The sequence below is a fragment of the Pseudomonas sp. 05L36 genome, assembly GCF_056398125.1.
Genome location: NZ_JBFTOU010000006.1, coordinates 83,403 through 108,605 on the forward strand (window position 1 = coordinate 83,403; position 25,203 = coordinate 108,605).

At 59.8% G+C, this 25,203-nt stretch carries 23 protein-coding genes and 1 pseudogene; 8 read left to right on the forward strand and 16 right to left on the reverse strand.

Features of this window, described 5'->3' with window-relative positions:
* Positions 1-189: 189 nt before the first annotated feature.
* From AC1DKH_RS08820 to AC1DKH_RS08835, 4 genes are all read right to left on the reverse strand, one after another.
* Positions 190-1,179 (reverse strand): FecR family protein, encoded by a 990-nt coding sequence (locus AC1DKH_RS08820; protein ID WP_477752928.1) that lies wholly within the window; start codon positions 1,177-1,179, stop codon positions 190-192.
* On the reverse strand, positions 1,176-1,748 hold the full coding sequence (locus AC1DKH_RS08825) for an RNA polymerase sigma factor (RefSeq protein WP_477797974.1): 573 nt from the start codon (positions 1,746-1,748) through the stop codon (positions 1,176-1,178). The genes AC1DKH_RS08820 and AC1DKH_RS08825 overlap by 4 nt, the downstream gene beginning before the upstream one ends.
* 254 nt (positions 1,749-2,002) lie before the next feature.
* Positions 2,003-2,410 carry an HPF/RaiA family ribosome-associated protein gene (locus tag AC1DKH_RS08830; RefSeq protein ID WP_007970346.1) on the reverse strand — a complete coding sequence of 136 codons (408 nt, stop codon included), beginning with the start codon at positions 2,408-2,410 and terminating at the stop codon, positions 2,003-2,005.
* 214 nt (positions 2,411-2,624) lie between these two features.
* On the reverse strand, positions 2,625-3,572 hold the full coding sequence (locus AC1DKH_RS08835) for a LysR substrate-binding domain-containing protein (RefSeq protein ID WP_008046773.1): 948 nt from the start codon (positions 3,570-3,572) through the stop codon (positions 2,625-2,627).
* A 135-nt stretch (positions 3,573-3,707) separates the two neighbouring features.
* Here AC1DKH_RS08835 and AC1DKH_RS08840 point away from each other — a divergent pair, with 135 nt between their 5' ends.
* The gene (locus AC1DKH_RS08840) at positions 3,708-5,084 is read left to right on the forward strand and encodes an L-serine ammonia-lyase (RefSeq protein ID WP_477797975.1); all 1,377 of its coding nucleotides are present in this window, start codon (positions 3,708-3,710) and stop codon (positions 5,082-5,084) included.
* 308 nt (positions 5,085-5,392) lie between these two features.
* Positions 5,393-5,707, forward strand: coding sequence for a DUF3509 domain-containing protein (locus AC1DKH_RS08845; RefSeq protein WP_477797976.1), 315 nt, complete (start codon positions 5,393-5,395; stop codon positions 5,705-5,707).
* On the opposite strand, the gene AC1DKH_RS08850 is transcribed toward AC1DKH_RS08845, so the two are convergent.
* Positions 5,704-6,204 carry a phosphate-starvation-inducible protein PsiE gene (locus tag AC1DKH_RS08850; protein WP_477752932.1) on the reverse strand — a complete coding sequence of 167 codons (501 nt, stop codon included), beginning with the start codon at positions 6,202-6,204 and terminating at the stop codon, positions 5,704-5,706. The two genes, AC1DKH_RS08845 and AC1DKH_RS08850, sit on opposite strands and share 4 nt — an antisense overlap.
* Before the next feature lie 276 nt (positions 6,205-6,480).
* On the opposite strand from AC1DKH_RS08850, the pseudogene AC1DKH_RS08855 reads away from it, so the two are divergent.
* Positions 6,481-6,720, forward strand: a pseudogene (locus AC1DKH_RS08855) (YebG family protein); the annotation flags it as partial.
* A 188-nt stretch (positions 6,721-6,908) separates the two neighbouring features.
* Here AC1DKH_RS08855 and AC1DKH_RS08860 read toward each other — a convergent pair.
* Positions 6,909-7,928 carry a Glu/Leu/Phe/Val dehydrogenase family protein gene (locus AC1DKH_RS08860; protein WP_477760005.1) on the reverse strand — a complete coding sequence of 340 codons (1,020 nt, stop codon included), beginning with the start codon at positions 7,926-7,928 and terminating at the stop codon, positions 6,909-6,911.
* A gap of 183 nt (positions 7,929-8,111) precedes the next feature.
* Here AC1DKH_RS08860 and AC1DKH_RS08865 point away from each other — a divergent pair, with 183 nt between their 5' ends.
* A complete protein-coding gene (locus AC1DKH_RS08865; RefSeq protein WP_477752934.1) occupies positions 8,112-8,915 on the forward strand; it encodes a SirB1 family protein in 804 nt (267 codons plus the stop codon).
* Between the two features lie 23 nt (positions 8,916-8,938).
* Here AC1DKH_RS08865 and maiA read toward each other — a convergent pair whose 3' ends face one another.
* Genes maiA through hmgA form a run of 3 tightly spaced genes read right to left on the reverse strand, consistent with a single transcriptional unit; the run spans position 8,939 to position 12,199 of the window.
* Positions 8,939-9,574, reverse strand: coding sequence for a maleylacetoacetate isomerase (gene maiA, locus AC1DKH_RS08870; RefSeq protein WP_477752935.1), 636 nt, complete (start codon positions 9,572-9,574; stop codon positions 8,939-8,941).
* A gap of 12 nt (positions 9,575-9,586) precedes the next feature.
* Positions 9,587-10,891, reverse strand: coding sequence for a fumarylacetoacetase (gene fahA, locus AC1DKH_RS08875; protein ID WP_477797977.1), 1,305 nt, complete (start codon positions 10,889-10,891; stop codon positions 9,587-9,589).
* Between the two features lie 3 nt (positions 10,892-10,894).
* Positions 10,895-12,199: a homogentisate 1,2-dioxygenase gene (gene hmgA / locus AC1DKH_RS08880; protein ID WP_477797978.1), complete on the reverse strand. Its 1,305-nt coding sequence runs from the start codon at positions 12,197-12,199 to the stop codon at positions 10,895-10,897.
* 164 nt (positions 12,200-12,363) lie between these two features.
* Here hmgA and AC1DKH_RS08885 point away from each other — a divergent pair, with 164 nt between their 5' ends.
* Positions 12,364-13,164: an IclR family transcriptional regulator gene (locus tag AC1DKH_RS08885; RefSeq protein WP_477752938.1), complete on the forward strand. Its 801-nt coding sequence runs from the start codon at positions 12,364-12,366 to the stop codon at positions 13,162-13,164.
* A 15-nt stretch (positions 13,165-13,179) separates the two neighbouring features.
* Here the strand turns inward: AC1DKH_RS08885 and AC1DKH_RS08890 are convergent, their stop codons facing one another.
* The 3 genes from AC1DKH_RS08890 to AC1DKH_RS08900 form a co-directional block, all read right to left on the reverse strand.
* Positions 13,180-15,723, reverse strand: a complete 2,544-nt coding sequence (locus tag AC1DKH_RS08890) for a LuxR C-terminal-related transcriptional regulator (protein WP_477797979.1) — start codon at positions 15,721-15,723, stop codon at positions 13,180-13,182.
* 141 nt (positions 15,724-15,864) lie between these two features.
* Positions 15,865-17,235: a DUF1329 domain-containing protein gene (locus AC1DKH_RS08895; RefSeq protein ID WP_477797980.1), complete on the reverse strand. Its 1,371-nt coding sequence runs from the start codon at positions 17,233-17,235 to the stop codon at positions 15,865-15,867.
* A gap of 23 nt (positions 17,236-17,258) precedes the next feature.
* Positions 17,259-19,052 (reverse strand): DUF1302 domain-containing protein, encoded by a 1,794-nt coding sequence (locus AC1DKH_RS08900; RefSeq protein ID WP_477797981.1) that lies wholly within the window; start codon positions 19,050-19,052, stop codon positions 17,259-17,261.
* A gap of 591 nt (positions 19,053-19,643) precedes the next feature.
* Between AC1DKH_RS08900 and AC1DKH_RS08905 the strand changes: the two genes are divergently transcribed.
* Entirely contained in the window at positions 19,644-20,414 is a 771-nt protein-coding gene (locus tag AC1DKH_RS08905) for an N-acetylmuramoyl-L-alanine amidase (protein WP_477797982.1), read from the forward strand.
* 73 nt (positions 20,415-20,487) lie between these two features.
* Here AC1DKH_RS08905 and AC1DKH_RS08910 read toward each other — a convergent pair whose 3' ends face one another.
* The 4 genes from AC1DKH_RS08910 to AC1DKH_RS08925 all read right to left on the reverse strand — a co-directional run bounded on the left by AC1DKH_RS08910 (position 20,488) and on the right by AC1DKH_RS08925 (position 23,962).
* Positions 20,488-21,399, reverse strand: coding sequence for an SDR family oxidoreductase (locus AC1DKH_RS08910; RefSeq protein WP_477752943.1), 912 nt, complete (start codon positions 21,397-21,399; stop codon positions 20,488-20,490).
* Positions 21,400-21,596: 197 nt separating this feature from the next.
* Positions 21,597-22,499, reverse strand: coding sequence for an alpha/beta fold hydrolase (locus AC1DKH_RS08915; protein WP_477752944.1), 903 nt, complete (start codon positions 22,497-22,499; stop codon positions 21,597-21,599).
* The gene (locus AC1DKH_RS08920) at positions 22,499-23,281 is read right to left on the reverse strand and encodes a class II aldolase/adducin family protein (RefSeq protein WP_477797983.1); all 783 of its coding nucleotides are present in this window, start codon (positions 23,279-23,281) and stop codon (positions 22,499-22,501) included. Before AC1DKH_RS08920 ends, AC1DKH_RS08915 begins: the two co-directional genes overlap by 1 nt.
* A 225-nt stretch (positions 23,282-23,506) precedes the next feature.
* Positions 23,507-23,962 (reverse strand): flavodoxin, encoded by a 456-nt coding sequence (locus tag AC1DKH_RS08925; protein ID WP_477797984.1) that lies wholly within the window; start codon positions 23,960-23,962, stop codon positions 23,507-23,509.
* A 102-nt stretch (positions 23,963-24,064) separates the two neighbouring features.
* Between AC1DKH_RS08925 and AC1DKH_RS08930 the strand changes: the two genes are divergently transcribed.
* On the forward strand, positions 24,065-24,541 hold the full coding sequence (locus tag AC1DKH_RS08930; RefSeq protein ID WP_477752947.1) for a PAS domain S-box protein: 477 nt from the start codon (positions 24,065-24,067) through the stop codon (positions 24,539-24,541).
* Positions 24,542-24,595: 54 nt separating this feature from the next.
* Positions 24,596-25,201 (forward strand): hypothetical protein, encoded by a 606-nt coding sequence (locus AC1DKH_RS08935; protein ID WP_477752948.1) that lies wholly within the window; start codon positions 24,596-24,598, stop codon positions 25,199-25,201.
* The last annotated feature ends 2 nt before the right edge of the window (positions 25,202-25,203 follow it).

The window sequence follows — 25,203 nt, forward strand, 5'->3', positions numbered from 1 at the left end:
TCAGTCACTACACGAATGGCAATCGGGTTTACCTCATCACAATTTGAAAATATTTTTACTTGAGTGATTGGGTGTCTGATCTGCCGCCATCGCGAGCAAGCTCGCTCCCACAGGGTTATGTGTTGCCCCAATATTGTGACCGACTCAATACCTGTGGGAGCGAGCTTGCTCGCGATGGGGCCGATCGATTCAACGCAAAATAATCAGATGCCCCAACACCTGATGCTGCTCAAACCCCAACACACCTTGCAGTGAACTCAACACCGCCTGCGGGTTCCTGCTCGGAAAGCTACCACTGACCCGGCGTGCCGCCAGTTCATCATTGAGCAACACGATCCGTCCGGGGTAATAGCGCGCCAAATCCTGCACCACATCGGCCAACGTCGCCTTGTAGTAATTGAGCCAGCCCTGGCGCCATGCCAACTGCGCTTCGCTGTCCACCGCGTGGAGTTTTTCCGCCGAGCCTTCGCCGTAGGCCACTTGCTGGCCAGCGGTAAGAATTTGCTGTTCGGCGTTCTGCTCCGCCGTCACGCCAACCCGCCCTGACAGCACCGTGACCTGCGCACCGTGGGGCTGCAAACGGACTTCGAACTGCGTGCCCAAGACCCGCGTCTGGCCTTTCTCGGCGTCCACCACAAACGGCTCGCCGGTGTGGGTGACACTGAAAAAACCGGCGCCGCGACGCAGTTGTACATGTCGCTCACCGCGACTGAAATCCACGGCGATGGCGCTGTCGGCATCCAGAGTCACCTGTGACTGATCGGCCAGGGTAACTGTGCGAATTTCCCCCGGTGCCGAGACGTAATCCGCCCCCAGGTCATCAATCCAGCGCATCGGCTGCCAGCCTGTGCCGAGACTGATCATCAACAGCAGGCACGCGGCCATCGCCAGCGCACCCGACCAACGTCCGACCGTGCTGCGCCGCGAGCGTTTGATGGCATTGAGATAGCCTTGCATGGCAAAAGCGTCTTCATCGGCCAGCGTGCGCGCCGGCCCTTCGCTCAACTCCCACAAGACCTGCGCCTGGGCATACGCCTGCGCATGAGCAGTATCGGCTCGCAACCATTGGCTGAACGCCGCCTGATCACCACTGCCAGGCTGGTCATGCAACAGGCTCAGCCAGGCCAGCGCGGCCTGCTCCTGAGCGGGCGTCGGGGTGACGCGTTCGAAGTGGTTCACGGTGCTTTCCCTGGCGTTCGTATTTCAGGCTCCCGAAGGCTGGCCTTGCAGGCTTCGAGGGCGCGCATCATATGTTTTTCCACGGCACTTTGGGACAAACCCATGGCCTTGGCGATCTCGGCGTATTTACGGCCGTGAATGCGATTGAGCAAAAAGATCTGCCGCGTGCGCTGCGGTAATGCGCGCAACGCCGCTTCGACGTGGCGCAAATCGTTGCCCGCCTCCAGCGCCGCTTGCGGTCCGCAGCCGTGGCTGTCCGGTGGTTCCACCATCAAGCCTTCACTGGCCCGGACCCGCGTGCCTTCACTGCGCAAATGGTCGATGGCGATATTGCCGGCGCAGCGCAGCAGATACGTGCCGAGCTCCTCGACCTGCACCAGCGGCCGCCGCCAGAAACGCAGGAACAAGTCCTGCACCAGGTCAGCCGCCGTCGCCCGGCAACCGACGCGCCGACTCACCAGTGCCTCCATTTGTGAACGCTGGGAGAGAAACACCTGGAGAAACTGCGCACGGTCGCCACGCTGTTCGTCGCGTTCGATATCGTGGGGGTCTGGGGGCAGAGTGATCATCGTTCATGTTCCGACCTGAAAACCGGGGAGGCCACGACAGCGTCAGGGGGCCGGCAAGGTTGCAATATTAATGATAAATATTCTCATATGCAAAAGGATCGGGTGCAGCCCTCTATTACGCCCATTGGCTGCACCGCAAACTCGGCCGTCCCGATAGCCCAGTCCAATGGCCATGGAATCCAAAAGCCACCCAAACGAAAACGGGCCTGCAATGCAGGCCCGTTCTAATGGGTAGGTAAAAAGTGAATCAGGTGTCAGCCGTTAAGCGCCGCCTGTTCGTTTTCCAGAAACTCTTCTTCCAGCAGCTGGTCGGCATGGGCGCCACTCTCGATGGGCACCACATTGGCTCGTTTGCCGCGTAATTTGCCGAACATATGCTCCAGCGCATGTTCAAGTTTGGTAGCTGCTCCGTCGATCGCCTGCTCCATGGTGGAGGCTTTATGGGTGACGGAAACCGGTTGATGGCCTTTTGGCCGCGCCTCCAGTTGGCAGCGCATGTCATGGGGACCCGGCTTGTCGCCGTTCTCGTCCCGCAGGTGAACCTCGACGCGTGTCAGGTCCTCTTCGTAGCGTTCGAGCGTGCTCTCAATGGTCGTACGTACCCACTCCTCCAGTCGTTTACTGCCTTGAATATGGTTATCGCTATTGACTTGGATTTGCATAGTTCATCCCTTATTTCAGCTAGCTCGCGAGAGGCCGGTCAGCTAAGCCCTTGGGCGTCATCACCGTGACCTCTTGCTTACACAATCGGTCTGTACGCTGAACAATTCAACCCCCTAAAAAAGATAAATTTTCAATCGCAAAAAAAGCCGGACAACCGGTAAAAGCGCTGTTAAGGTCGGGAGTTGGGTCGCCCTGCTCTTACGTAATAATTGCTCACATTTGCCGCTCCCCCAACGGGTGCAAACTGCGAAAAGCGCCCGCCTCCTCCACCAACCAATCGTGCACCGCGCGCACACCCGGATGGCTCAATGCCCCTGGTGCGTAAAGCAGCATGTAGCGCTTGTGATTGGGCACCGCCAGGCCGAACGGCACGATCAACGCCCCACGCTCCAGCTCATCGTTGAGCAGTGTCCGTCGGGCAATCGCCACCCCCATCCCGGCGATGGCCGCTTCGATCGTCAGGTGATTGCGATTGAACGTATGCCCGCGTCGCACATCCGCCCCCTCGAAACCGATGGCGTTGAGGTAAAACTCCCATTCCGCGTACTCATAGCTGCCGCGCCAGGCGGTGATGTCGTGCAGCAAGGGAAAGTGCATCAGGTCTGCCGGACCGTGCAGCGGCGGACGACCGCGCAACAGGCTCGGTGCACACACAGGAAAAATCTGCTCATCGAGCAAGGCTGTGGATAACAGGCCCGGGTAGCTGCCGTCGTTCAGGTCGATCGCCAGGTCGAAGTCGCCTTCATGCAACGGCACGCTGCTGTCCTCGGCCACCAGGCGCAACTGAATATCCGGAAAACGCTGCTGCAAACGCGGCAGACGCGGCGTCAGCCATTTGCTCAGGAACGACGGAATCGAACGTACCCGCAGAATCCCGCTGATCATGCCCGCATCCAGTCGCCGCAATTCCGCGTCGATGCTGCCAAATGCCTCGTTGACGGTAATGGCCAGACGCTGGCCCTCAGCGCTCAACTCCACTCCGCGGGCGCGGCGGTGAAACAGACGAAAACCCAGGCGTTCTTCCAGCTGACGGATCTGCTGGCTGACCGCCCCCGGTGTGATGTGCAGCTCTTCGGCGCAGCGGGTGAACGACAAGTGCCGCGCGGCACAGGCAAACACGTTCAACCAGACATATGTCTGGGCGTGTAATTGACGGCTCATCGTTTAGTCCTGCTAAAGGATGTCTTAGGAATTTTCGTTGGTCACGCAGGATCGTGACAGGCAGTATCGCCCAAATAGCGCTTGTCCTACAGAAATGGCAGCGATTACCCTTCCATTGCATGTAAAGGCTTTAGCATGGCTATCAGTGTTTTCGATCTATTCAAAGTCGGCATCGGCCCGTCCAGCTCCCATACCGTCGGTCCGATGCGCGCTGCCGCAACCTTTGCCCAAGCGCTGGTCGATCACGGTTTTCTGGCTGACGTGCGACGCGTGGAAATTCGCCTCTATGGTTCTCTGTCAGCGACCGGCGTCGGCCACGCAACGGACCGCGCCTGCGTCATGGGCCTGATGGGCGAATGGCCCGACCGCATCGACCCCACCACCATCGACAGCCGCATTCACACCCTGCGCGAAACCGGCAAATTGTGCCTGGCAGGCGTTGCGGACATTGCCTTCGACTGGCAACACGATCTCCTGCTGCTAAACGAGAGCCTGCCCTACCACCCCAACGCCATGTCCCTGACAGCTTTCGGTGAAACCGGCGAATTGTTCGAGCAGACCTATTACTCGGTGGGCGGCGGTTTCATCATCGAAGCGGCCGAAGCCGAATCCGGGGTCGCACTGGCCGGCGATGTGGTGCTGCCTTACGATTTCTCCAGCGCCGCCGAACTGCTCAAACTCTGCAACCAGCACGGCCTGCGGGTGAGCGAACTGATGATGGCCAACGAACGGGCATGGCGTGGTGATGCCGAGATTCGCCAGGGCCTGTTGCATATCTGGTCGGTGATGCGCGAATGCGTCGAGCAGGGCTTGCGTCACGAAGGCATCTTGCCCGGCGGTCTGAATGTTCCACGTCGAGCGGCGAAACTGCATCGCAGCCTGCAGGAAATCGGCAAGCCGAATGTCATTACGTCCACTTTGTCGGCAATGGAATGGGTCAACCTGTATGCCCTTGCCGTGAACGAAGAAAACGCAGCCGGCGGGCGCATGGTCACGGCACCGACCAACGGCGCGGCGGGGATCATTCCCGCGGTGCTGCACTACTACATGAAATTCAATGCCGATGCGTCTGACGATGACGTGGTCGCGTTCTTCCTGGGCGCAGCGGCCGTCGGCATCCTGTGCAAGAAAAACGCTTCGATCTCCGGGGCCGAAGTCGGCTGCCAGGGTGAAGTCGGCTCCGCCTGCGCCATGGCCGCCGCCGGCCTGGCAGAGGTGCTTGGCGCCACCCCGGAGCAGCTGGAAAACGCCGCCGAAATCGGCCTGGAACACAACCTCGGCCTCACCTGCGACCCGGTTGGCGGACTGGTACAAGTGCCGTGCATCGAGCGCAATGCGATCGCCGCAGTGAAAGCCATCAACGCCACGCAAATGGCCCTGCGTGGCGACGGCCAGCACTTCATTTCCCTGGACCGGGTGATTCGCACCATGCGTGACACCGGCGCCGACATGCACGACAAGTACAAAGAGACGTCACGGGGCGGACTGGCGGTGAACTGGGTGGAATGTTGACCGTTTTGGTTGCACACCGAGGTTTATTGCCCTGAAACGTGCAGAAAACGCGGCCCCTGTAGGAGCGAGCTTGCTCGCGAAAAACCCTCAGGCGCCGCAAACCATCTGGTTTGACGCGTTATCGTTCACGACCATCGCGAGCAGGCTCGCTCCTACAGAACGTTTTTTTGTCCGACAATTTTGTCGGCATGCCCCTTGCTACATCCTGGTTGGAACAATGATGGCGAGATGGCCGGTGGTCAGGCATTGCGAACCAACCCGATCACGGCCGGTCAACAACTGCACGTTCAATCAGGCGGTGACGCATCATGGACAACCCTTTCCAGCTCATTACCGATGCCTTTGCAGCGGATTACCAGATCAACCTGAGCATTCAGGGCCTGGATGGCAGCATCATGCTGACCCTGTCCAACAGTGGACGCGTAGTCGCAAAGCGCATGATCAGTGCCGAACAACGCAATGACCCCGAGCGCCTGAAACGACTGGTGCAAAGCATTCAGTTCGGCATTGCCATCGAGCAGGGCCACAGTGCCGTGGCCATCCTCGAATCCATGACCGATGGCGGCATGCACAGCCTGCCGCCACCAGCCAAAGGCCGGCCCCGACCCGCCATGGAGCTTTAAAGCTCGCCCTTTTCTACTTCGGAATGCTCACTGGAGCCCGCACCTGTCTTGCGGTGCGGGTTCTCAATCTTCACCGAAGGAAATTGCGACGAAGCATAACGCACCACCAGAATCGCAAACGCCAGCAGCAGAATCCCGCCGCACAGGTAGATGATCCCAAGGTCCGGCGGGTTGTGGTGCGAAACGTTGGAAATCAGCAGCCGCGTCAGCGCGGTGATCGCCACGTAGATCAGGAAGCGCACCGGCATGTGATTGGTCTTGAAGTAAATCCCGACCATCGCTCCCAGTTCCAGATAGATGAACAGCAGCAAGATGTCATCGATCTTGATGTGCCCCTCTTCGATCATCCCGAGGAATTCCATCACCGCCGCCCACGCGGTCACCGCACCAATGGCGAACAGCGCCAGGTAGTGGAAGGTTTCGACGAACAGATTGCCCAGGGACTCGGCCAGTCCATGCACGTTCTGCCGCAGTTTTTCGGCCCAGTTGATTTTCACGATGATGCTTCCTTAGGTCGGCTCGACCGGATGATGCGGGTTGGACGTGACGGTTTTTCTGCATGCAGAAAAAAGGCCAGCCCATGATGGCGAGCCGCTCTGGATCGCGCGCCGTGGCGTTTGGTCGCACCCGTACAGCGCCTCACCTGACAAATCTCGAATCCGGTCTACATTGAAAAGCCACTATCCAAAAGACAGGGTTTCGCTTATCCTTTGGCTGTATATAAATACAGTAGTCGAAATCGACAACCAATGTGAAGGCATGTGAGGTGGTGAATGGCCGTCGAAGTGGTATACCGCAGCAGCCGAGATCTGGAGCGTTTGTTCATGGATAAAGCCGAAGCTGACCGTCATGACAAAATGCTCGAACTGGCCGAATTGCTGGCTGAAGTGTTGCAAAAAGCCGTTCCGTCCCTGACCGAGCAGCAAGTGGAAGAAGCCGGGATCTACATGGCGAAGAATCGCGACGTGTTCGCCAAGGCGTTCAAGAGCCAGCCGGACGCTCTGTCCGAATTGCTCAGCGCACCGGTTGAAGTCGCAGAACCTGTCGCAGCGCTCGAGGTCGTTGAAGCCGCTGAGCCGATCGCCCCGGCCAAGCCTGCCAAGGCCCCCAAAGCCGCCAAGTAAGCAACGCGCAAATTGAACAGGCCCTGAGTCGAATGGCTCAGGGCCTTTTTCATGCCTGTGGAAAACTCATGCCTGACTCACCGGTACAACACTTTCTCCGCCAGTTCGTCCGCCACCCGGGCCGGTGAGCGTTTTTCCGCTTGGGCGTGGGCGAACACTTCAGTCAGGCGCGAACTGATTTTCGACAGGTGCGCGGTGATGGTTCCCAGTTCTTCGCCCCGATGTTTGAGCGAAACATAGATCAAACCGCCGGCATTGATCACGTAGTCCGGCGCATACAGGATGCCCCGCCGTTCCAACTGATCGGCGACGTCCAGATGGGTCAGTTGGTTGTTCGCCGAACCGGCCACTGCCGAGCAGCGCAGTTGCGTCACGCTGTGGCTGTTCAGCACTCCGCCCAAACCGCACGGCGCAAGAATATCGCAAGGCGTGCTGAGCAGTGCGTCGTTGGCGATGGGGTGAGCCCCGAGTTGCTCCATCGCCAGTTGCACCTTGCCGTGATCGATATCGCTGACCAGCAGTTCGGCCCCGGCGGCGTGCAACTGTTCTGCCAGGGCATAACCGACGTTGCCCAGGCCTTGAATGGCGACGCGCAGGCCTTCGAGGTTATCGCTGCCCAGTCGCGCCATTGCAGTGGCGCGAATACCGGTGAATACACCCATCGCCGCGTGCGGCGCGGGGTCGCCCGCCGAGGTGGTGCTGGTGACGTGTTGGGTCTGTTGGGCAATGCAATCCATGTCCGCCACTGAGGTGCCACTGTCGATGGCCGTGATGTAGCGCCCGTCGAGCTGATTGATACAGCGCCCGAAGGCTTCGAACAGCGCGGCGCGGTTGGCCACGTGAACGGGGCGGATGATCACCGCCACACCGCCGCCCTGAGCCAGGCCGGCCAGTGCCGCCTTGTAACTCATGCCTTGGGCAAGGCGCACCGCATCCTCGACCGCAGACTCGTCGCTGGGATAGGCAAGGTAACGACAGCCGCCCAGGGCAGGCCCCAAGCGGCTGTTATGAATGGCAATGACCGCCTTCAACCCGGTGACCGAGTCAACGCTCAGATGCAGCGATTCAAGGCGGGTGCTTTGCATGAGAGCGAACATCGTAAGGCTCCCGAATCACTTCTTGTAGTCGCCAGTATAGGCTTGCGCCCAAAAATTGCAGAAGCGCACCGGAATAAGCACGGCCACGATGCAAGCTTTAGGAAATAACCTGCATTCGACCTTGTACGGCACTGGACGAACGCCGGAGAGGGGGCTAAAACGAGGCATTGCCCGGAGATTTTGATGACCCCGCGCCAATCGTTCTTCGCCTGCCTGCAACGTTCACCGCCCGCGCTGTTCGAGGCGGCACTGTGGATTGCGGTCGAGCACGACAGCGAAGTGGAGCCGCAAGCACTGCTGGCCGATTTCCAGGAGTTGCAGCAACGGGTCAGCGGCGGCTTGCCGATGCTGCCGGTCAGTGAACTGGCCCAGCCGCTGCTGCGGCGCCTGAATGACCTTGGCTTCGCCCAGGACGATTTCACGCCGTTGCGCCCGCAAGTGGCACTGCTGAACAAGGTACTGGAACGCCGAAGAGGGCAACCCTTGACGCTGGCGCTGATAGCACTGGAGTTGGCCAGGGGCCTGGAGATTCCCCTGGTCGGGGTCAACTTTCCCGGGCATTTCCTGCTGCGGGTGCCGGGCGCCGATCATTTGCTCGATCCCTGCGGCGGTCGTCGCCTTTATCCCAACGATTGTCGGGAGTTGTTGCACCGCCAGTACGGCCCGAACATCAAGCTCAGCGCCGAGCACCTGGAAACCGCCGAGCCGGTACAGATGCTGCAACGGCTGTCGCGCAACCTGCGCCAGTTGTACCTGTCCCACGACGATTTCATCAATGCCTTGATCGACGCCGAGCGTGTCCTGGAACTGGGCAACGCCAGCGCCGCCGACTATCTGGCCCGGGCCAGCTTGTACCAACGACTGGACTGCCCGAACGCCGAGCGTTTTGATCTGGAGCACGCACTGCTGCTCAGCGACGATCCGATCCAGCGGATTCGCCTGACGGAACGGTTGGGGCATTTGCCGCCGAACGCCATCGTTCATTAAAAGCAAAAGATCCTGCTTCTGACTTAAGGCGTATCTGGCTGATTCGCCGGATGCGCCTTGATGAACGCCGGGTGTGTCGCCGCCAATGCCGCCACTCGCCGGATTCGCGGGTAAGCTTCAAGAGAAACATTGAACCGCTCGGCCGCGTACAGTTGCGGGATCAAGTAGACATCCGCCAACCCGGGTTCGGTGCCGAAACAGTAACCCTCATCACCGATCAACTGCTCCACCGTCGCCAACCCTTGGCCGATCCAGTGGCCGATCCACTCCACCACCTGCGGTTCGTCGTGGCCCGACTGGCGCAGCCGATTGAGCACGCTGACGTTGTGCAGCGGGTGCACATCGCAGCCGATCACTGCCGCCACGCCGCGCTCGTGAGCACGGGCAGCCAGGTCTTTGGACAGCAGGGGCACCTGTGGATAACGCTCCTCCAGGTACTCGATGATCGCGGGAGACTGGATCAGCAATTCGCCTTCATCGGTGCGCAAGGCCGGCACACGGCCCTGCGGGTTGATGCCCAGATAAGGCGGCTGCCGATGCTCGCCACCCTGCGGTGCGATCAGGTTGACTGGCAAGGATTGATAATCCAGACCCTTGAGCGCCAACGCGATACGCACCCGGTACGACGAAGTCGAACGGTAGTAGGTATAGAGTTCCATGCCCTGCTCCTGTCAGCGCGCCGGCAGCACTTTGCCGCGGCATTCGCCGAAGCCAATGGACGCGAACCCGTCGCGGCGGCAACGTCCGCGCAGGATGATTTCGTCGCCGTCCTCGAGGAATTTACGCACCTCGCCCGAGGCCAGTTCGATCGGCTTTTTACCGCCCTCGGTAATTTCCAGCAGGCTGCCGAACTGACCGCTCTGCGGTCCCGACAACGTGCCCGAGCCGAACAAGTCCCCGGCCTGCAATTGGCAACCATTGACGCTGTGGTGCGCGACCATTTGTGCCACGGTCCAGTACATGTGCCCGGTGTTGCTCAGGGTCAGGCGATGGGCTGGCAGGTTCTGCTCGCGCATCGCCTCGGTGAGCAGCAACACTTCCAGTTCGATGTCGAACGCACCAGCGGCCTGATCGCGCTTGTCGAGCAGGTACGGCAGCGGCTGCGGATCGCCCTGCGGACGCGCAGGCTGGGCACGACGGAACGGCTCCAGTGCTTCGGCGGTGACCACCCACGGCGAGATGCTGGTGATGAAGCTTTTCGACAGGAACGGCCCCAGCGGCTGGTATTCCCAGGCCTGGATGTCCCGTGCCGACCAGTCGTTGAGCAGGCAGAAACCGGCGATGTGGTCGGCGGCGTCGCCAATGGCAATCGAGTCGCCCATGTCGTTGCCCTGGCCGATCCAGATGCCCAGCTCCAGTTCGTAGTCCAGGCGCGCGCAAGGGCCAAACGTCGGTTCGCTCTGACCGGCCGGCAACGTCTGGCCTTTCGGGCGGCGGACGTCAGTACCGGATGGGCGAATGGTCGACGCACGACCGTGGTAGCCGATTGGCACGTACTTGTAGTTCGGTAGCAGCGGGTTGTCGGGACGGAACAGTTTGCCGACGTTCTGCGCGTGCTCGATGCCGACGTAGAAATCGGTGTAATCGTTGATTTTCGCCGGCAGGTGCATCTCGCAATCCACCGCCAGCGGCAGCAGTTTTGCGCCCTGGGCTTCGATCTTGCCGTGCAGGGTGCTGCCTTCGGCGAACAGTTCCAGCAAGCGTTCACGCAGGGCCACACGGGCCTCGCGGCCCAGTTCGAAGAACGCATTCAACTGGCCGCAACAAGTAGCCTCGACCGCAGCCTTCGCGGCGCCATCGAACAACCCGACTTCAAGGGCCGCTTGCAGATCAAAGATATGCTCGCCAATGGCCACGCCACTGCGCGGTGCCGAGCCATTGAGGCTGAATACGCCCAGCGGCAGGTTTTGCAGGGGGAAGTCCGCGTGGCCGTTGGCGGACGCAACCCAGCTGCGAGTGATGGAAGTCTGCGTCATGGGTTATCTCCGGGTCGGGTCGAAAGTGGCGGGCAGCGTAGCCCAGCAGGCGTCGTAGGTATTTTGCAGTTGTGGGCAATCGAGGGCGAAACGGCTTGGGCGCAACACTTGGCTGGTTTCGAACATGAACGCCATGGTGTTGTCGATTTTCGCCGGCTTGAGGTCAGCGTTGATCGCTTTGGTGCAAGTCTCACCGTCGGGACCGTGGGCGCTCATGCAGCTGTGCAACGAAGCACCGCCGGGCACAAAACCTTCAGCCTTGGCGTCGTATTCGCCCTGGATCAAACCCATGAATTCGTTCATCAGGTTGCGATGGAACCACGGCGGGCGGAAGGTTTTCTCGGCCACCATCCAGCGCGGCGGGAAGATCACGAAGTCGAGGTTGGCCAGGCCGTGGACGCTGGTTGGCGAGGTCAATACCGTGAAGATCGACGGATCAGGGTGATCGAAACTGACGGTGCCGATGGTGTTGAAACGGCGCAGGTCATATTTGTACGGCACGTTATTACCGTGCCAGGCAACCACGTTGAGCGGCGAATGATCAAGCTCGCACGCCCACAACTGGCCGAGGAATTTCTGCACCAGCGTGGTCGGTTGTTGCAGGTTTTCGTAGGCCGCCACCGGGGTCAGGAAGTCCCGCGGATTGGCCAGGCCATTGCTGCCAATCGGCCCCAGGTCCGGCAGACGCAGCGGCGCGCCATGGTTTTCGGCGACATAACCGCGGGCTTGCGGGTCAAGCAGTTCGATGCGGAATTTAAGGCCGCGTGGCAGTACGGCAATTTCCAGCGGTTCCAGTTCAAGCACGCCGAGTTCGGTGGCAATGCGCAGGCGCCCCAGTTCAGGCACCAGCAACATCTCGCCGTCGGCGTTGAATAACACACGCTCCATGGAACGGTTGGCGCAGTAGTTGTAGATGCTGATCCCGGCCGGTTTTTCCGCGCCCGAGTTGGCCGCCATGCTCACCAGACCGTCGATGAAATCGGTCGGCTCGGCAGGAATCTCCAACGGGTTCCAGCGCAGGCGATTGGGGGTCACGTCACCCAGCGGACCGCCGGCCAGTTGCCGGTCAAGTTTGACGAATGCCGGGTGATTGGCCGACGGCTGGATGCGGTACATCCAGGTGCGCCGCGCCTCGCTGCGCGGCATGGTGAACGCCGTGCCGGAGAACAGTTCGGTGTAGAGGCCGTACGGGGCTTTTTGCGGGGAGTTCTGGCCGACGGGCAGTGCGCCGGGCAACGCTTCGCTGCTGAATTCGTTGCCGAAGCCTGGCAGGTAGGCCAGCGCTGGCGTCGTTGAATCGGGGTTCATGGAGCCTCCTGAACAGGGAGTCGGCAATGCCGGTCACCCTTTGGAAGAGTTACTGGCCAGCCTCGGTTATTTTTATCGTAATTAGATTACGCATAACGTAATTTGATTGGTATTGACCGTCAAGCTATAAAGACGCCCATTCGTTACAGGATCAAACCGCCACCATGGAAAAACCTACCAGCGACAGCAACGGCAAACAGAAAGTCCGCTCGGCTGAGGTTGGCACCGACATCCTCAAGGCTCTGGCCGAGTTGTCGCCCTCCACTTCGCTGTCGCGCCTGGCTGAACACGTGCAGATGCCGGCGAGCAAGGTTCACCGCTATTTGCAGGCCTTGATCGCCAGCGGTTTTGCCGAACAGAACGCCGCCACCAACCATTACGGCCTGGGCCGCGAAGCCTTGCGTGTAGGGTTGGCGGCACTCAACAGTATGGACGTGCTGAAAGTTGCCGCCCTGCCCTTGTCCGAGTTGCGTGACGACTTGAACGAAACCTGTTTTCTGGCGGTATGGGGTAACCAGGGCGCGACCGTGGTGCATATCGAACCGGCGGTGCGTGCGGTGACGGTGGTGACACAACTGGGCTCGGTGTTGCCATTGCTCAGTTCTTCGACGGGACTGGTATTTGGCGCCTACCTGCCCAGGCGTGAAACCGTGGACCTGCGCGATCAGGAGTTGCAGAGCAGCGCCACCCACAGCTTGGCGGATGATCAGGCGTACACGACGATGTGCGAACAGATCCGCCAACGGGGCCTGCATCATGTGCATGGATTGTTGATGCCCGGTGTGGATGCCTTGTCGGCACCGGTATTCAACGCCATGGGCAAGATTGCGGCAGTACTGACCGTGGTCGGGCCCACCTCGCTGTTCCATGCCGATGAAAACGGTCCCGCGGCGCAGCGTTTGCTGTCTGCCACACGAGCAGTGAGTTGGCGCATGGGTTATCAGCCAGACGCATTGACAACCTGAACGCAACGGCGCTGATCAGACGGGCAGGATCAGCCCCAGCTTCTTGCCCATTGCCACGGCTTGCGTCCGACGCTCAACCCCCAATTTGCTGTGGATTCTCCGGGCGTGGGTTTTCACCGTATGCAAGGAGATGAACAGTCGCTCGGCAATTTGCTGATTGGAACTGCCTTGGGCAATGAGACCCAGCACCTCAATCTCCCGGGTACTCAGCGGGCTGACATCGGCGAGCATGGCCGTCACCGACTCTTCCCCGCGCAAACGGCTGAGCAAGTTCGGCTGGCGCAGCCCCAGTTCACGCAACGCCTGTTGCCCATTACAACGCTTTACCAGCGCCAGGCCCGCCTCCAAAGCCGCCCTGGCCAGCCTGGGCTCCGCGGTCAGGTCCGCCACTTCGCTGATCGCCAAATGCAATTCCGTTTCCAGCGCCAGCATGGCATGCCGTTGCGCGTGATCGAGCAACTCCTGCAGCCGATCCAGCGGCTTTTGCGTCTGTTGCAAATGCATCTGCGCCAACACCAATTGGTACTCGATACGGGCAATCAGTTGAAGCGTGGCCGGTGGCGCCTGGCGTGCACGAGGCCCGCGATAGTGACGCAAGACACGGGTCAGCGCTTCACAGGCCAACTCCGGTCGCCCTTGCTGCAACCAGAAATGGCTGCTGATTTGCAGCAGCACCCCGCGATACACCGTATCGGGAATCTGGCGCTGCTGCATCACGCGTTCGGCTTCGCGCAAACGATCAAACGCAAGGGCGTAATCGCGCTGATTGGCGGCCATCTGCGCTTGCCCGAGAAAGCCATACAGCGCGTGCTTGTCCTGGCTTTGCAGGCAGTCCTCCAGGCCGGACTGGAAGAAATCGGCGGCCAACTCATCTTGTCCCTGACAGAGGGCCAACCGCCCTCGCCGCAGGGCAATTCGCCCCAATAACGGCGTCGGTCGATCAGCCTGTCGGGACAACAGGGCAAAAACTTCAGCCAACAAGCTCTCGGCGCGTCGGGGCGCACCGCGCATCTCCAGCAACTGCGCGTGATCGAGTTCAAGCAGCCCTTCGAACAATAGCGAGCCTTGGGCGCGCGCCAGACACAGCGCCTCACGATTGAACGTCTGCGCCGCATCGAGTTCGGCGTTGAGCAAGGCCTGCTGGGTCAGACCCGACAGGCACAACAATCGCACCGGCCAGGCATCGACGCTCAACTCGGCCAGCGCATCGAGAAAGTGCGCACGGGCCGCCTCCATGCGGCCTTGCAAATGCAGCAACCAGCCCTGTTGCGCCTGCCAGCGTGCCAGCAGTTGCCGTTGCAGTTTTTGCGTAGGCTGTGGGGCAAATCGAGCCAGTTGCTCAATGCACACGGCAGCATGATCGAAGCGCCCGGCAAACAACAACGCCGCAGTAACCAGTCCCACCAATTGCGGTGTAACAAGGGTCAGCTCAGCCTGTTGACGCTCGTGTAGATTCAACAACAGACAAGCATTTTCACGCCGGAACAAATGCTCGAAGCTGAAGTGCTGCAACAGGCTGACCGCCACTTCGAACTCCTGCGCCAACAGAGCCTGCTCGAACGCACCTTGCCAGTCTTCTTCGGTGCTGAACCATTGGCACGCGCGGCGATGCCAGGATCGCCCGGCCGGGGTCGGCTCTTCACGCATCGCCCGGGCCAATGGCTCGAAGATCCGCAACCACTCGACGGAGTCTTCCCTGGGTTCAATGAAGCAGCCCATTTCCTGCAACGCGTGCAGCCACTGTGCGCCCTCACCCGTACCGAAAAGATGCTCGCACAGGCTGGCGTTGAAGCGTGGCAGATGAACCAACACCTGCCAGACTTCAACCAACTCCGGCGGCAAGGTGTTGAACAACTCATGCTGCAGATAATCGAGCAGCGTCGCCGAACGCCCCTGTTCACCAGACCACGGACAACCATTGAGCAACGCGATCCGCACGCCAGCGCACCAGCCACCGCTGCGCTCAACTACCCTTTTGGCGGTTTGTGCCGCCAGGGTCGGCTCGACATGACCGAGCAACTGCCCGACCTCGGCCTCGGTAAACGCCAGCGTCCGGCCTTCGCACTCGTACAACTCATCATCCAGCAGCAGCCGCGGCCAATTGCAGGATGGTCGTCGACGGGAGCTCAGCCACCAGGTCAGCGCCGGGCTGGCGACGGCCAACAGGCGATCGAGCATCCGGTCGAGTTCCGGATTGGGTGCGCGGCAGTAATCATCCAGAAACAGCCAGGTCGGCGCCTGTAATCGGGCCAGATGCGCCAGCAGCCCGGGCTCATCCGCCGAGGGCAGACCCAGCGCTTGCGTCAGGCGCAACAGAAAATCGGCTGCACTCAACGACGCCCCCGCCAGCGGCAGCCAACAGACCCGAGAGTGCTCCGGCGCCCGCAGCAGGCATTCGGTGAGCAACGCGCTCTTGCCACTACCGGCCGGCGCGCAAAGCAACTTCACCCGCGCAGTCGAGACCAGCATGGGCTCGATCAGCCGCTCGCGGGACAGATGATGGGACGACAGTCGGGGCAGGAAACCGGGGCGGTCCAGACAGTGCGTCATTGCAGTCATAGTGATGCGCCTTTTTTATAATTCTGGCGCCACCCTAGTCCCCTCCCGAGCGCTTGTTGAAGAAGTATTCAACACACTGATCAACCCCTATAAAAAAGGTGACCGCGAAGTCACCCTTTTGTTTAAGAGTCTGTAGGAAACCTACCGAACTCCCGTACTACGCAAGGCTGCCGGCGTGTAGTCCCCCGCTTTTGCATCGATGTTGAATTCGAAGCTGCGCTTCTCTTCGTTCTTCATTCCCAGGGCGATATAGCGGCCGGCAATCAGGTCATACAGCGCTTCGACGGTGTAGGCCGGCACCTGGTGATCGTAGTAGAACTGGGCATGCCCTTCGGCGACGCGCCAAAGCTGGCCACGCCCGTCGTAGTGGTCGGCCAGCGCCACTTGCCAGCTGTCTTCGTCAATGTACATGTGACGCTTGGCGTACACGTGCCGCTCGTTCGGCTTGACCGTGGCAACGACTTCCCAGACCCGGTGCAGCTCATAGCGGGTCAGGTCCTGATTGATGTGTCCGGCCTTGATCACGTCGGTGTACTTGAGGTCTGGCGAGTCGAGCTTGTAGCTGTTGTAGGGGATGTACATCTCCTTCTTGCCGATCAGTTTCCAGTCGTAGCGATCCGGTGCGCCGGAAAACATATCGAAGTTATCGGTAGTGCGCAGGCCGTCGGATGAGGTGCCGACGCCGTCATAAGCGACCTGTGGCGCACGCCGTACCCGGCGCTGTCCAGCGTTGTAGATCCAGGCCTTGCGCGGCTCCTTGACCTGGTCGAGGGTCTCGTGGACCAGCAACACGTTGCCCGCCAGCCGCGCCGGTGCGGTCACTTCCTGCTTGAAGTAGTTGAGGACGTTATCGTCGCTGCCCGGTTTGAGATCACCGAGCAACGACGGCACGGCGACCTCGTCCTTGAAGCGGATCACGGTGAAATCGCCATTGGACTGCGGTGTCGCCTGGGTGATGGTGCGCCGCAGATTGCCGCCGTGGTAACGCGTGACGTGGTTCCAGATCACTTCCACGCCATTCTTCGGAATCGGGAACGCGTAGTAGCGATTGCCGGTGAAATTGGCCAGACCGTTACCGTCGTTGATCGGTGTTACGTTCAGAGCGCTGCGTTTGGCCGACTCATAGATTTCTGCCGGTAACGCCACGGTGCGGTGGCTGGGATAGACCGGAATCTTGTAAGTCTCTGGATAGCGCTTGAACATCGCGATCTGGCCGTCGGAGAGTTTGTCCTTGTACTTGTCGACGGTCGCCGCGGTGATCACGAACAACGGCTTTTCATTGGCGAATGGGTCGGCCAGGAAACCTTTGCTGTCCACCGCACCAGCATTTTTCGGGATGCCGCCGGTCCAGGCCGGAATCGAGCCATCGACATTGCCGGCCCTCTCGGCACCGAGCGGTGTAAGGCTGGTGTCGAGTTTGCCGGCTTCTTGCGGCGACACCGCGGCCATCACGTTGGCGGCCAGCAGACTCAGAGCCAGAACGGCGCCCAATTGCAGAATCATCTTGCGCATTGAATTCATCCTTTTCAGCCAGATCAGAAGTTCACACCAAAGCTCAACGCCACGAAGTCACGGTCAGTGAGGACGTTGTAGTCCCCGCCGAAAAAGTCGGTGTAACTGAGGCTCGCGGTATAGGTGTTGCGATAGTCCGCGTCGACACCGAGGCTGATGGCCTTGGCGCCTTCGTTGAACAGACCGTTGGGGCCAAAGCCTGCGACGTCGTGGGACCACGAGAGGTTGGGTCTGAAATTGATCCCGGCGATCAGGTTGTTGTAATCGAGAATGGCCCGGGCGCGATAACCCCACGACGTCGAGGTCACGAAGCCGCCGGTATCACCGCCGAAACCATACTGACCAAACACCGAGTCGCGGCCGTAGCGCAGTTTGGTGCGAGGCTCCAGACCACCGACCCGAACCACCGCCGCCTCGCCCACCAGGGTCAGGCGATCCGCACCCGCGACCTGATCGATGAAATGCGTCAGGGTGCTCTGGACCTGCGTCACTTCCTTGCGGCGATAACCTTTGTTGTCAGCCCCAGGTGAAGTGGCAATGGGCGATGCCGCACCGCCTGCAATCGGATTGAGCATGGCCAGGGTCAGGTCATTGGTGTTGACCTGCACCGGGAGGTTGGGGCGGTAGCTGATTTCCCCGCTCCATGCGGTGCCGGTGGATAACGTGGTAGAGAAGCTCGCACCGTAGAGGCGGATGTCCTCCGGGTATTCGAGGTAATACTGGCCACGACCGAGCATCACACTTTGGGCCAGGCCCGAACCGCTGCCGGGCGCGATGCGGTTGGCGGCGGCAACGATCCCCGGAAGGCTTGCCAGCGTACCGGGGCCAGCGGTGGTGGTCCCGACATTCGGTGAGCGGCTGTGGTAGTTCATGAAGTACAGGCCGTACTCGGTGTCGTCCCCCAGCCAGCGCAATGCCGTCCCCCACTGTCCGGAGTCCCGGGCATCGCGGTCGCCACCACGGGGAACGATCACCCCCTCCTTGCTGACTTCGAAGCCCTGGCCAAAGGCAGCAGCAATCGGCTGCAGCGGTGCAATGGCCGGGTTGGCGACGGTGTAACCCTTGTTGCAACCATCGGCCACCACATCGACGCCGAAGAAGGTGCCGCAGTTATCGACAACCGTCTGGTCCCACTCCAGTTGATAGAAGCCTTCGACCGTCAATTTGTCCGTCAGCCCCTGGGAGGCAAACAGCATGTTGACCGGAATCAGGCCCTCCTTGATCTCGGCGCCAGGACGACGGAACGCGGACACGTCGACCGGGTTGATGCTGTTGATCGAGTTGCCGATGAAGGTGCTCTCACCCCAACTGACCACTTGTTTACCGGCACGCACCGTACCCGGCAGATCGGCAAGGGAGTAGTTGTGATAGACGAAAGCGTCGAGGATTTGTCCACCTGAAGACTTGGCGCCCTCTTTGCGATTGTGATCGCTGATGTCCTTGAATGGCCGGCTCTCATCTTTCAGTTCGAAGTCGTACCAGTACTTGCCACGCACAAACGCACCGGTGTCGCCGTACTTCAGTTCGAGGTCGTGAATCCCCTTGAAGATTTTCGAGAAGGTTTCACCCTTCTTGAAATTCAATCGCCCGTCGTCGCCGGTCGAAGACTGGCCGGAACCGCCGTTGACGGTGCCCACCAGGGCGTTATCCGCATCACGCACGCCCCAACTCGCGCCGACCGACAGCGAGGAATCGAACGTCCCCTCGATTTCCCCAATGTTGAACGAAATGGCCTGTGCCTGGGCACAGCAGCCCAATGCAACCGCAGCCGCCAGCGCCTGTGGTGTGAAGATGGCGCGCATTGTTGTTTTTGTCATGCGTCTTCCCCGGTGAGTGACAGAAGGCCTCACCCTACTGCCGGGCACCGGGGTCGATAAGCGCACCAAGGAGGTATTCGTGGTGTACCTCTAAAGGATGACCGGCACAGGGTCATCACCCAGAGGACGAGCAGCCGAATCCTGACTGTTGCCGGGGTTGCAACAGTGCATGTCCGTAATTGGTATTTTTCCTACGACACCAAGGGCTTATTCTTGCCTGGCTGTCACGGTAAACCACCGCAGGCACGATGTACCCGCCTGTGCCGTGATGAAAGATTTCAGATGAATTGAGGATTCGGTTCTTCGCTCCGTGTTCACTGACGTTGATTTGTAGCTCCTGATCCAACGTCTTACCTTGGCCGCTGCGTTTGCAGCGGCCTTTTTTATGGGCGATGGTTTTTGATGAGTCACTGCTGCCAGTCGGTAACCCGTGACAACCGAGGCAAGACGTCGCCTACCTACATTTCTTTCAGAAAGCGCCTACAAGCATAGGTAAACACCAAAAGCACTCGAGCCATTAAGTTGAACAGCAAGTCGGCGCACGACTTTTATCGTCGCCCGGCTTCAAACTTACTTAATGCGAGTGCAATTATGAAACCCATCAACTACAACCAGTATCGCTCAATCCGAAGCTTCAACAGTCGAATACACTTTCTGATTCTTCACTACACGGCCGCTAACTTTTCAAGTTCTGTCAGTGCCCTGACCGGCCCGTATGTCAGCGCGCACTATCTGATTCCAGATATCACTGACCCCAGTTACCTGAGCGCCGGTCATACCGGGCAGGAAGTTTTCAACCTGGTGGATGAAAACCATCGCGCTTGGCACGCGGGCGTCAGTCAGTGGGGCAACCGCAGCAATTTGAATGACACGTCCATCGGCATTGAAGTCGTCAACCTGGCGACTGACAACAACGGCGATTTCACCTTTCCGCCGTATCACCCCGAGCAGATCGCTGCGATTGAACAACTGGCGCTGAACATCCTCAAGCGCTACCCGGATATCACGCCGACGAAGGTTTTGGGCCACTCCGATGTTTCGATCGGCCGCAAGAGTGACCCGGGGCCGATGTTTCCCTGGCAGGCGCTGTACTTGAAAGGCGTCGGCGCCTGGTTCGATGCAACCACTCGGGACGAGTATCTGCGCCAATACACCACATCGGGCGTACCAGCCCGAAGCGAATTGCTTGGGCTGTTCAAAACCTATGGATACGATGTTTCGGGTGCGTCAACGGAAGGCGGTTTTAAACAGTTGGTGCGGGCATTCCAGATGCATTTTCGCCCGGAAAACTTCGACGGAAAAATGGACGTGCAAACAGCCGCCAATCTGAAGGCACTGGTAGTCAAATACTTTCCCGGCTGATCGGTAACAAACGGCTCCCAGCCGACAAATGCAACAACCGGCAAGGTCAATCAATGTGACCTTGCCGGCAGTATCAGAGCGTATATCTCTGCAAATTCCCCATCATTTCCTTCAACGCTTCGATGTTGTCCTTCGGATGCGCCGCGCCTTCGAAGTCGCAAATCTGCTGCCAGTGCGCCGCCACGTCTTCCGGGGAGAAACCTGTCCGTGGATCGAACCCGGCACCAAGGCTGCGCTCCCAGCGGACCTTGCCCATCCAGCCGCCGCCGACTTCAAACAGTCCGGAGGTTTCCTGGCAGTCCTCGCTGGCCAGGTACACCACCAGCGGGCTGACCAGTTCCGGCTTGAGCTGTTCGAAGACTTGCGGCGGGATCAGGCCTTCGGTCATGCGCGTGCCGCCAGTGGGGGCGATGGCGTTGACCAGGATGTTGTTCTTGCGGCCTTCGATGGCCAGGGTGCGGGTCAGGCCGTAGAGACCGAGCTTGGCCATGCCGTAGTTGGACTGGCCGAAGTTGCCATAGATGCCCGAGGTCGACGCGGTGAAAATCACCCGGCCGTAGTTCTGCTCGCGCATGTGCGGCCAGGCGGCGCGGGTGACTTTGTAGGCACCTTCGACGTGGACGCGGTAAACCAGGTCCCAGTCGGCGTCATCCATTTTGTGGAAGGTCTTGTCACGCAGGATCCCGGCGTTGTTGACCACTACGTCGACTCGACCGAAGACGTCCAGAGCGTGCTGGACCAGTTTGTCACCGTCAGTGACCGAGTCGTGGTTGGCCTCGGCGATGCCACCAGCCTCGCGAATGTCCGCCACCACGCGGTCGGCGGCCGAGGCGTTGGCGCCCTCACCCTGGGCCGAGCCGCCAAGATCGTTGACCAGCACCCTGGCGCCCTGTTTGGCGAACAGCAGTGCATGCGCCCGTCCCAGGCCGCCACCGGCTCCGGTGATGATCACGACTTTATCTTCGAAGCGCACAGACTCATTCATGGGGGACTCCAGCAGGCCAGGGGACAATGAGTCCGAGTTTCAGGCACTGCGCGGCGGGTCACAATGAACAAGGGGGAGGCTGAATGGTGGGCGATAAGGCTGGGGGATGATGATCGCGTCGGACAGGATGACGCGACCCCTGTGGCGAGGGAGCTTGCTCCCTCGCCACAGAAGCAGAACAGGTTCAACGCTACGAATCAGGAACACGCCACCTTGCGCGACGGCAAGAGCAGTTGATCGCGAAACGCCAGGTAGTGCTTGAGCACCTCGCAGGGCGCCTCGATCTGTGGGTAGTGGCCAATGTCGGGCAACACCACCGTGTCCGCCTTCGGGATCAGTTCCCGGTAACGCTCGACCATGTGCACGCCGGAGATCGGATCGACCCCGCCGTCGATCACTCGCAGCGGCACTTCACCGCGTTGCATCGCGCTCACCCAGCGGTTGCGCCAGACGCGTCGCTCCGGGATGTAGGCGATCAATTTGTGCATGATCCGTGGCCCGCGCTGGCTTTCGACCAGGCTCCAGAAGTCATCCATCTGGCTTTCACTGGGACGGGTTTGCGGACCGAAAATCTGCCGGAAGCTTCTCACCAGGCCATCACGGCTGAAGGCACGGCCAATGATCCAGCCCAAAGGGCTGAGCAAGAGTTTTTGCATCAATACCGGGCGATGGGTTTCCGGAAACAACCCGCCATTGAGAAACACGCAACTGGCCAGCTCCACCCGCGACTCGTAATGCCGGGCCAGCAGTTCCTGGGCCACGCTGTCGCCGTAATCGTGGGCAAACAGGTGCACCGGCTGTTCGACATTCAGGTGTTCAAGCAGTGCCTGTTGCAGATCCGCTTGCTCCAGCAGGCTGTATTCGTGATTCGCAGGTTTAGCTGAATCGCCGAAGCCCAGCATGTCGCAAGCGATCACGCGAAACCGCTGGGTCAAAGGCTGCCACAGGTAATGCCAGTCCCAACTGGCGGACGGAAAGCCGTGAATGAGCAGCAGTGGCTCACCCTGCCCTGCTGTCCAGTAACGGATGCTCTGGTCACGAAAGATGAACGTCTGGCTGCGCTTGCGCCAGACACACAGAGGGATCTCGGCGAGTTCCATCAGAGTTTATAGCCCGGGTCCAGTTTATCGAGTTTGCGCAGCAGCGCCGGCCACGCCAGCGCTCCGCCCATGCCTTGAGCACTTCGGGTGACACCCGCGATCATGGCTTTGGCGCCGGCCAGAATCCGCGGTTCGATGGCGATCAGTTCAGCGGCACCGTTTTGCGCCATGACCTGAATGTCGCAGGCACGCTGAAAGGTGAACATCATCAGGAACGTATCGGCGATGGTGCTGCCGCAGGTCAGCAGACCGTGGTTATGCAGCATCAGGAAATTGTTTTCACCGAGGTCGGCCTGCAGCCGCACTTTCTCTTCATGGTTGAGCGCCACGCCTTCGTAGGCGTGGTAGGCCAAGCTGGAAAGCACGAACAACGACTGTTGGCTGATCGGCAAAACGCCCTGCTTCTGTGCCGACACCGCCACCCCTGAAGCGGTGTGGGTGTGGAGCACGCAGACGACATCGTGACGAACTTCATGCACGGCGCTGTGGATGGTGTATCCCGCCGGATTGATCTCGTAAGGACTGTCCATCAGCTTGTTGCCGGCCTGATCCACCTTGACCAGGCTCGACGCGGTAATTTCATGAAACATCAACCCGAACGGGTTGATCAGGAAATCTTCGGTGCCAGGCACCTTGGCGGAGATATGGGTGAAGATCAGGTCATCCCAGCCATGTTGGGCGACCAGGCGATAACAGGCCGCCAGGTCGACACGGGTCTGCCACTCGGCAGCACTGACCTGGTGTTTGACACTGTGTGGCGATTGGACGGGAGCGACAGTCACGGCAAGGAACCTCGGTGTTTTTATGATGGAGTGTTTCCAATGATCACCGAGTCTAGTCAGCCCTTGAGGTTCGTGTAGTTGCATTGGCAGCCAGCTTGGTGGTCCAGCGAGTCAGCCGCCCTGCAGTCCTGGATCCATGTCAAATGACCGGCGCCAGCGAGGGTCTGACAGGCAGCTTTTAGCGCACTGTCAGAACCCTGACTGGCATGGGTGCCGTGGCAACGGTCAGTAGCGCAGTGCGCTGATCAGATCCGCCAGCCAAGGCTCGGCGTCCGTCTCGGGGGTCACGCTTTCACTGGCATCCAGGCGTAGCATCGGCATTACTTCGCGAATGCCCAGTTCACCGAACAATTCGCGCATCTGCTCGCCGCCGCCACAAAAAGTATCGCCATAACTCGCATCACCCAATCCGATCACCGCGCCCGGCAAACCGCGCCAGGCCGCTGGCAATTGGTCGCGAATGGTCGAATACAGCGGTTGCAGGTTGTCCGGCAGCTCACCCATGCCGGTGGTCGAGGTCACCGCCAGAAAGGCTTCGGGGCCGAACGCCTGGAGATCGGCGAGGGTCGCACGCGGGTTGTGAAAGGTTTCGAAACCGGCGGCTTTCAACAGGCTGGCGGCGTGGCGGGCAACTTCTTCGGCCGTGCCGTACACCGAGCCGGAAATGATGGCGACTTTCATCAATCTGATCCTGAATCCGAGTAAAAGACCGGGATATTAACAGCACGGTCGTGATTGTTCTTTTAGAATGCAATCGACAATCAATCAGGAAAGGATACTCCGATGATTAATGCACAACTGCTGCAAATGGCGATCAACACCTCCAACGACGGGATCGTGATTGCGGAAAAGGAAGGCGATCAGGACAAAATCCTCATTTACGTCAACCCCGCGTTCGAACGCCTGACGGGGTACTCCAGCGAAGAAATCCTCTATCAGGATTGCCGCTTCCTGCAGTCGGGAGACCGCGACCAGGAAGCCCTGCCGTTGATTCGCGACGCCTTGAACCGTGAAGGATCCTGCCGGGAAATACTGCGCAACTACCGCAAGGACGGCACACCGTTCTGGAACGAGCTGTCCCTTTCAACGGTGAAAAATCCAGCGGACGGGCAAACCTACTTTGTCGGCGTGCAGAAAGATGTCACCGCGCAGGTCAAGACACAACAGCGCGTGACACAGCTTGAAGCGCAGTTGGCTGAACTCCAGGCCGAACTGACGGCGCTCAAGGCGACGAACGGCAAAAACCAAATCAAGAATTAATGGTCAGTAACTACAATCACCGCTGACTTTGTAACTATATCTTTTGAGCTGGCCATGCAACGCGACGCACTCCTGACCCAGGATGAGCTGGATTTCATCCAGAGCATGCAACACAACCCGCAACTCAATGTGCGGGACGCGACGTCGAGCCTGCTCGTCAACGGGGGATCGCAAATTCGTGACCTGCTCACCCGCCTGGCGGCCCATGAGCAGGTGACCATTCAAGCCACCTTCGAAAACCAGCAAATGACCTTCCCCCTGCACCTGGTGGAAGACGAGTTCCATGCGCTACACCTGCGCCTCGGCGTGCCGAGCATCTATGAAGACGGACCGATGGTCCGGCCTTGGCGCCTGGTACTGGACGAACCGGTAGCACTGGAAAACGCCAAGGGTCAAACAGGCACCCTCTGGGTGCACGAAGTGTCGTGCAAAGGGGTTTTGCTGGAGGTTCGCAACAAGACCAAGCCGCCGAAGCATTTCGCCTTGTGGTTCAGCCCGTCAGGCTATGAGCGGATTGCCTTGCGTGGCACTTTCGAGAAAGAAAACGAACAGGGCTTCTATGCCTATCAACTGAGCCAGAGCGATACGGACGAAACCGAGCGCCTGCGCCAGTTCATCCTGCAACAACATCGGTTGACTCATCCCGCGCTGCACCTCTGAAC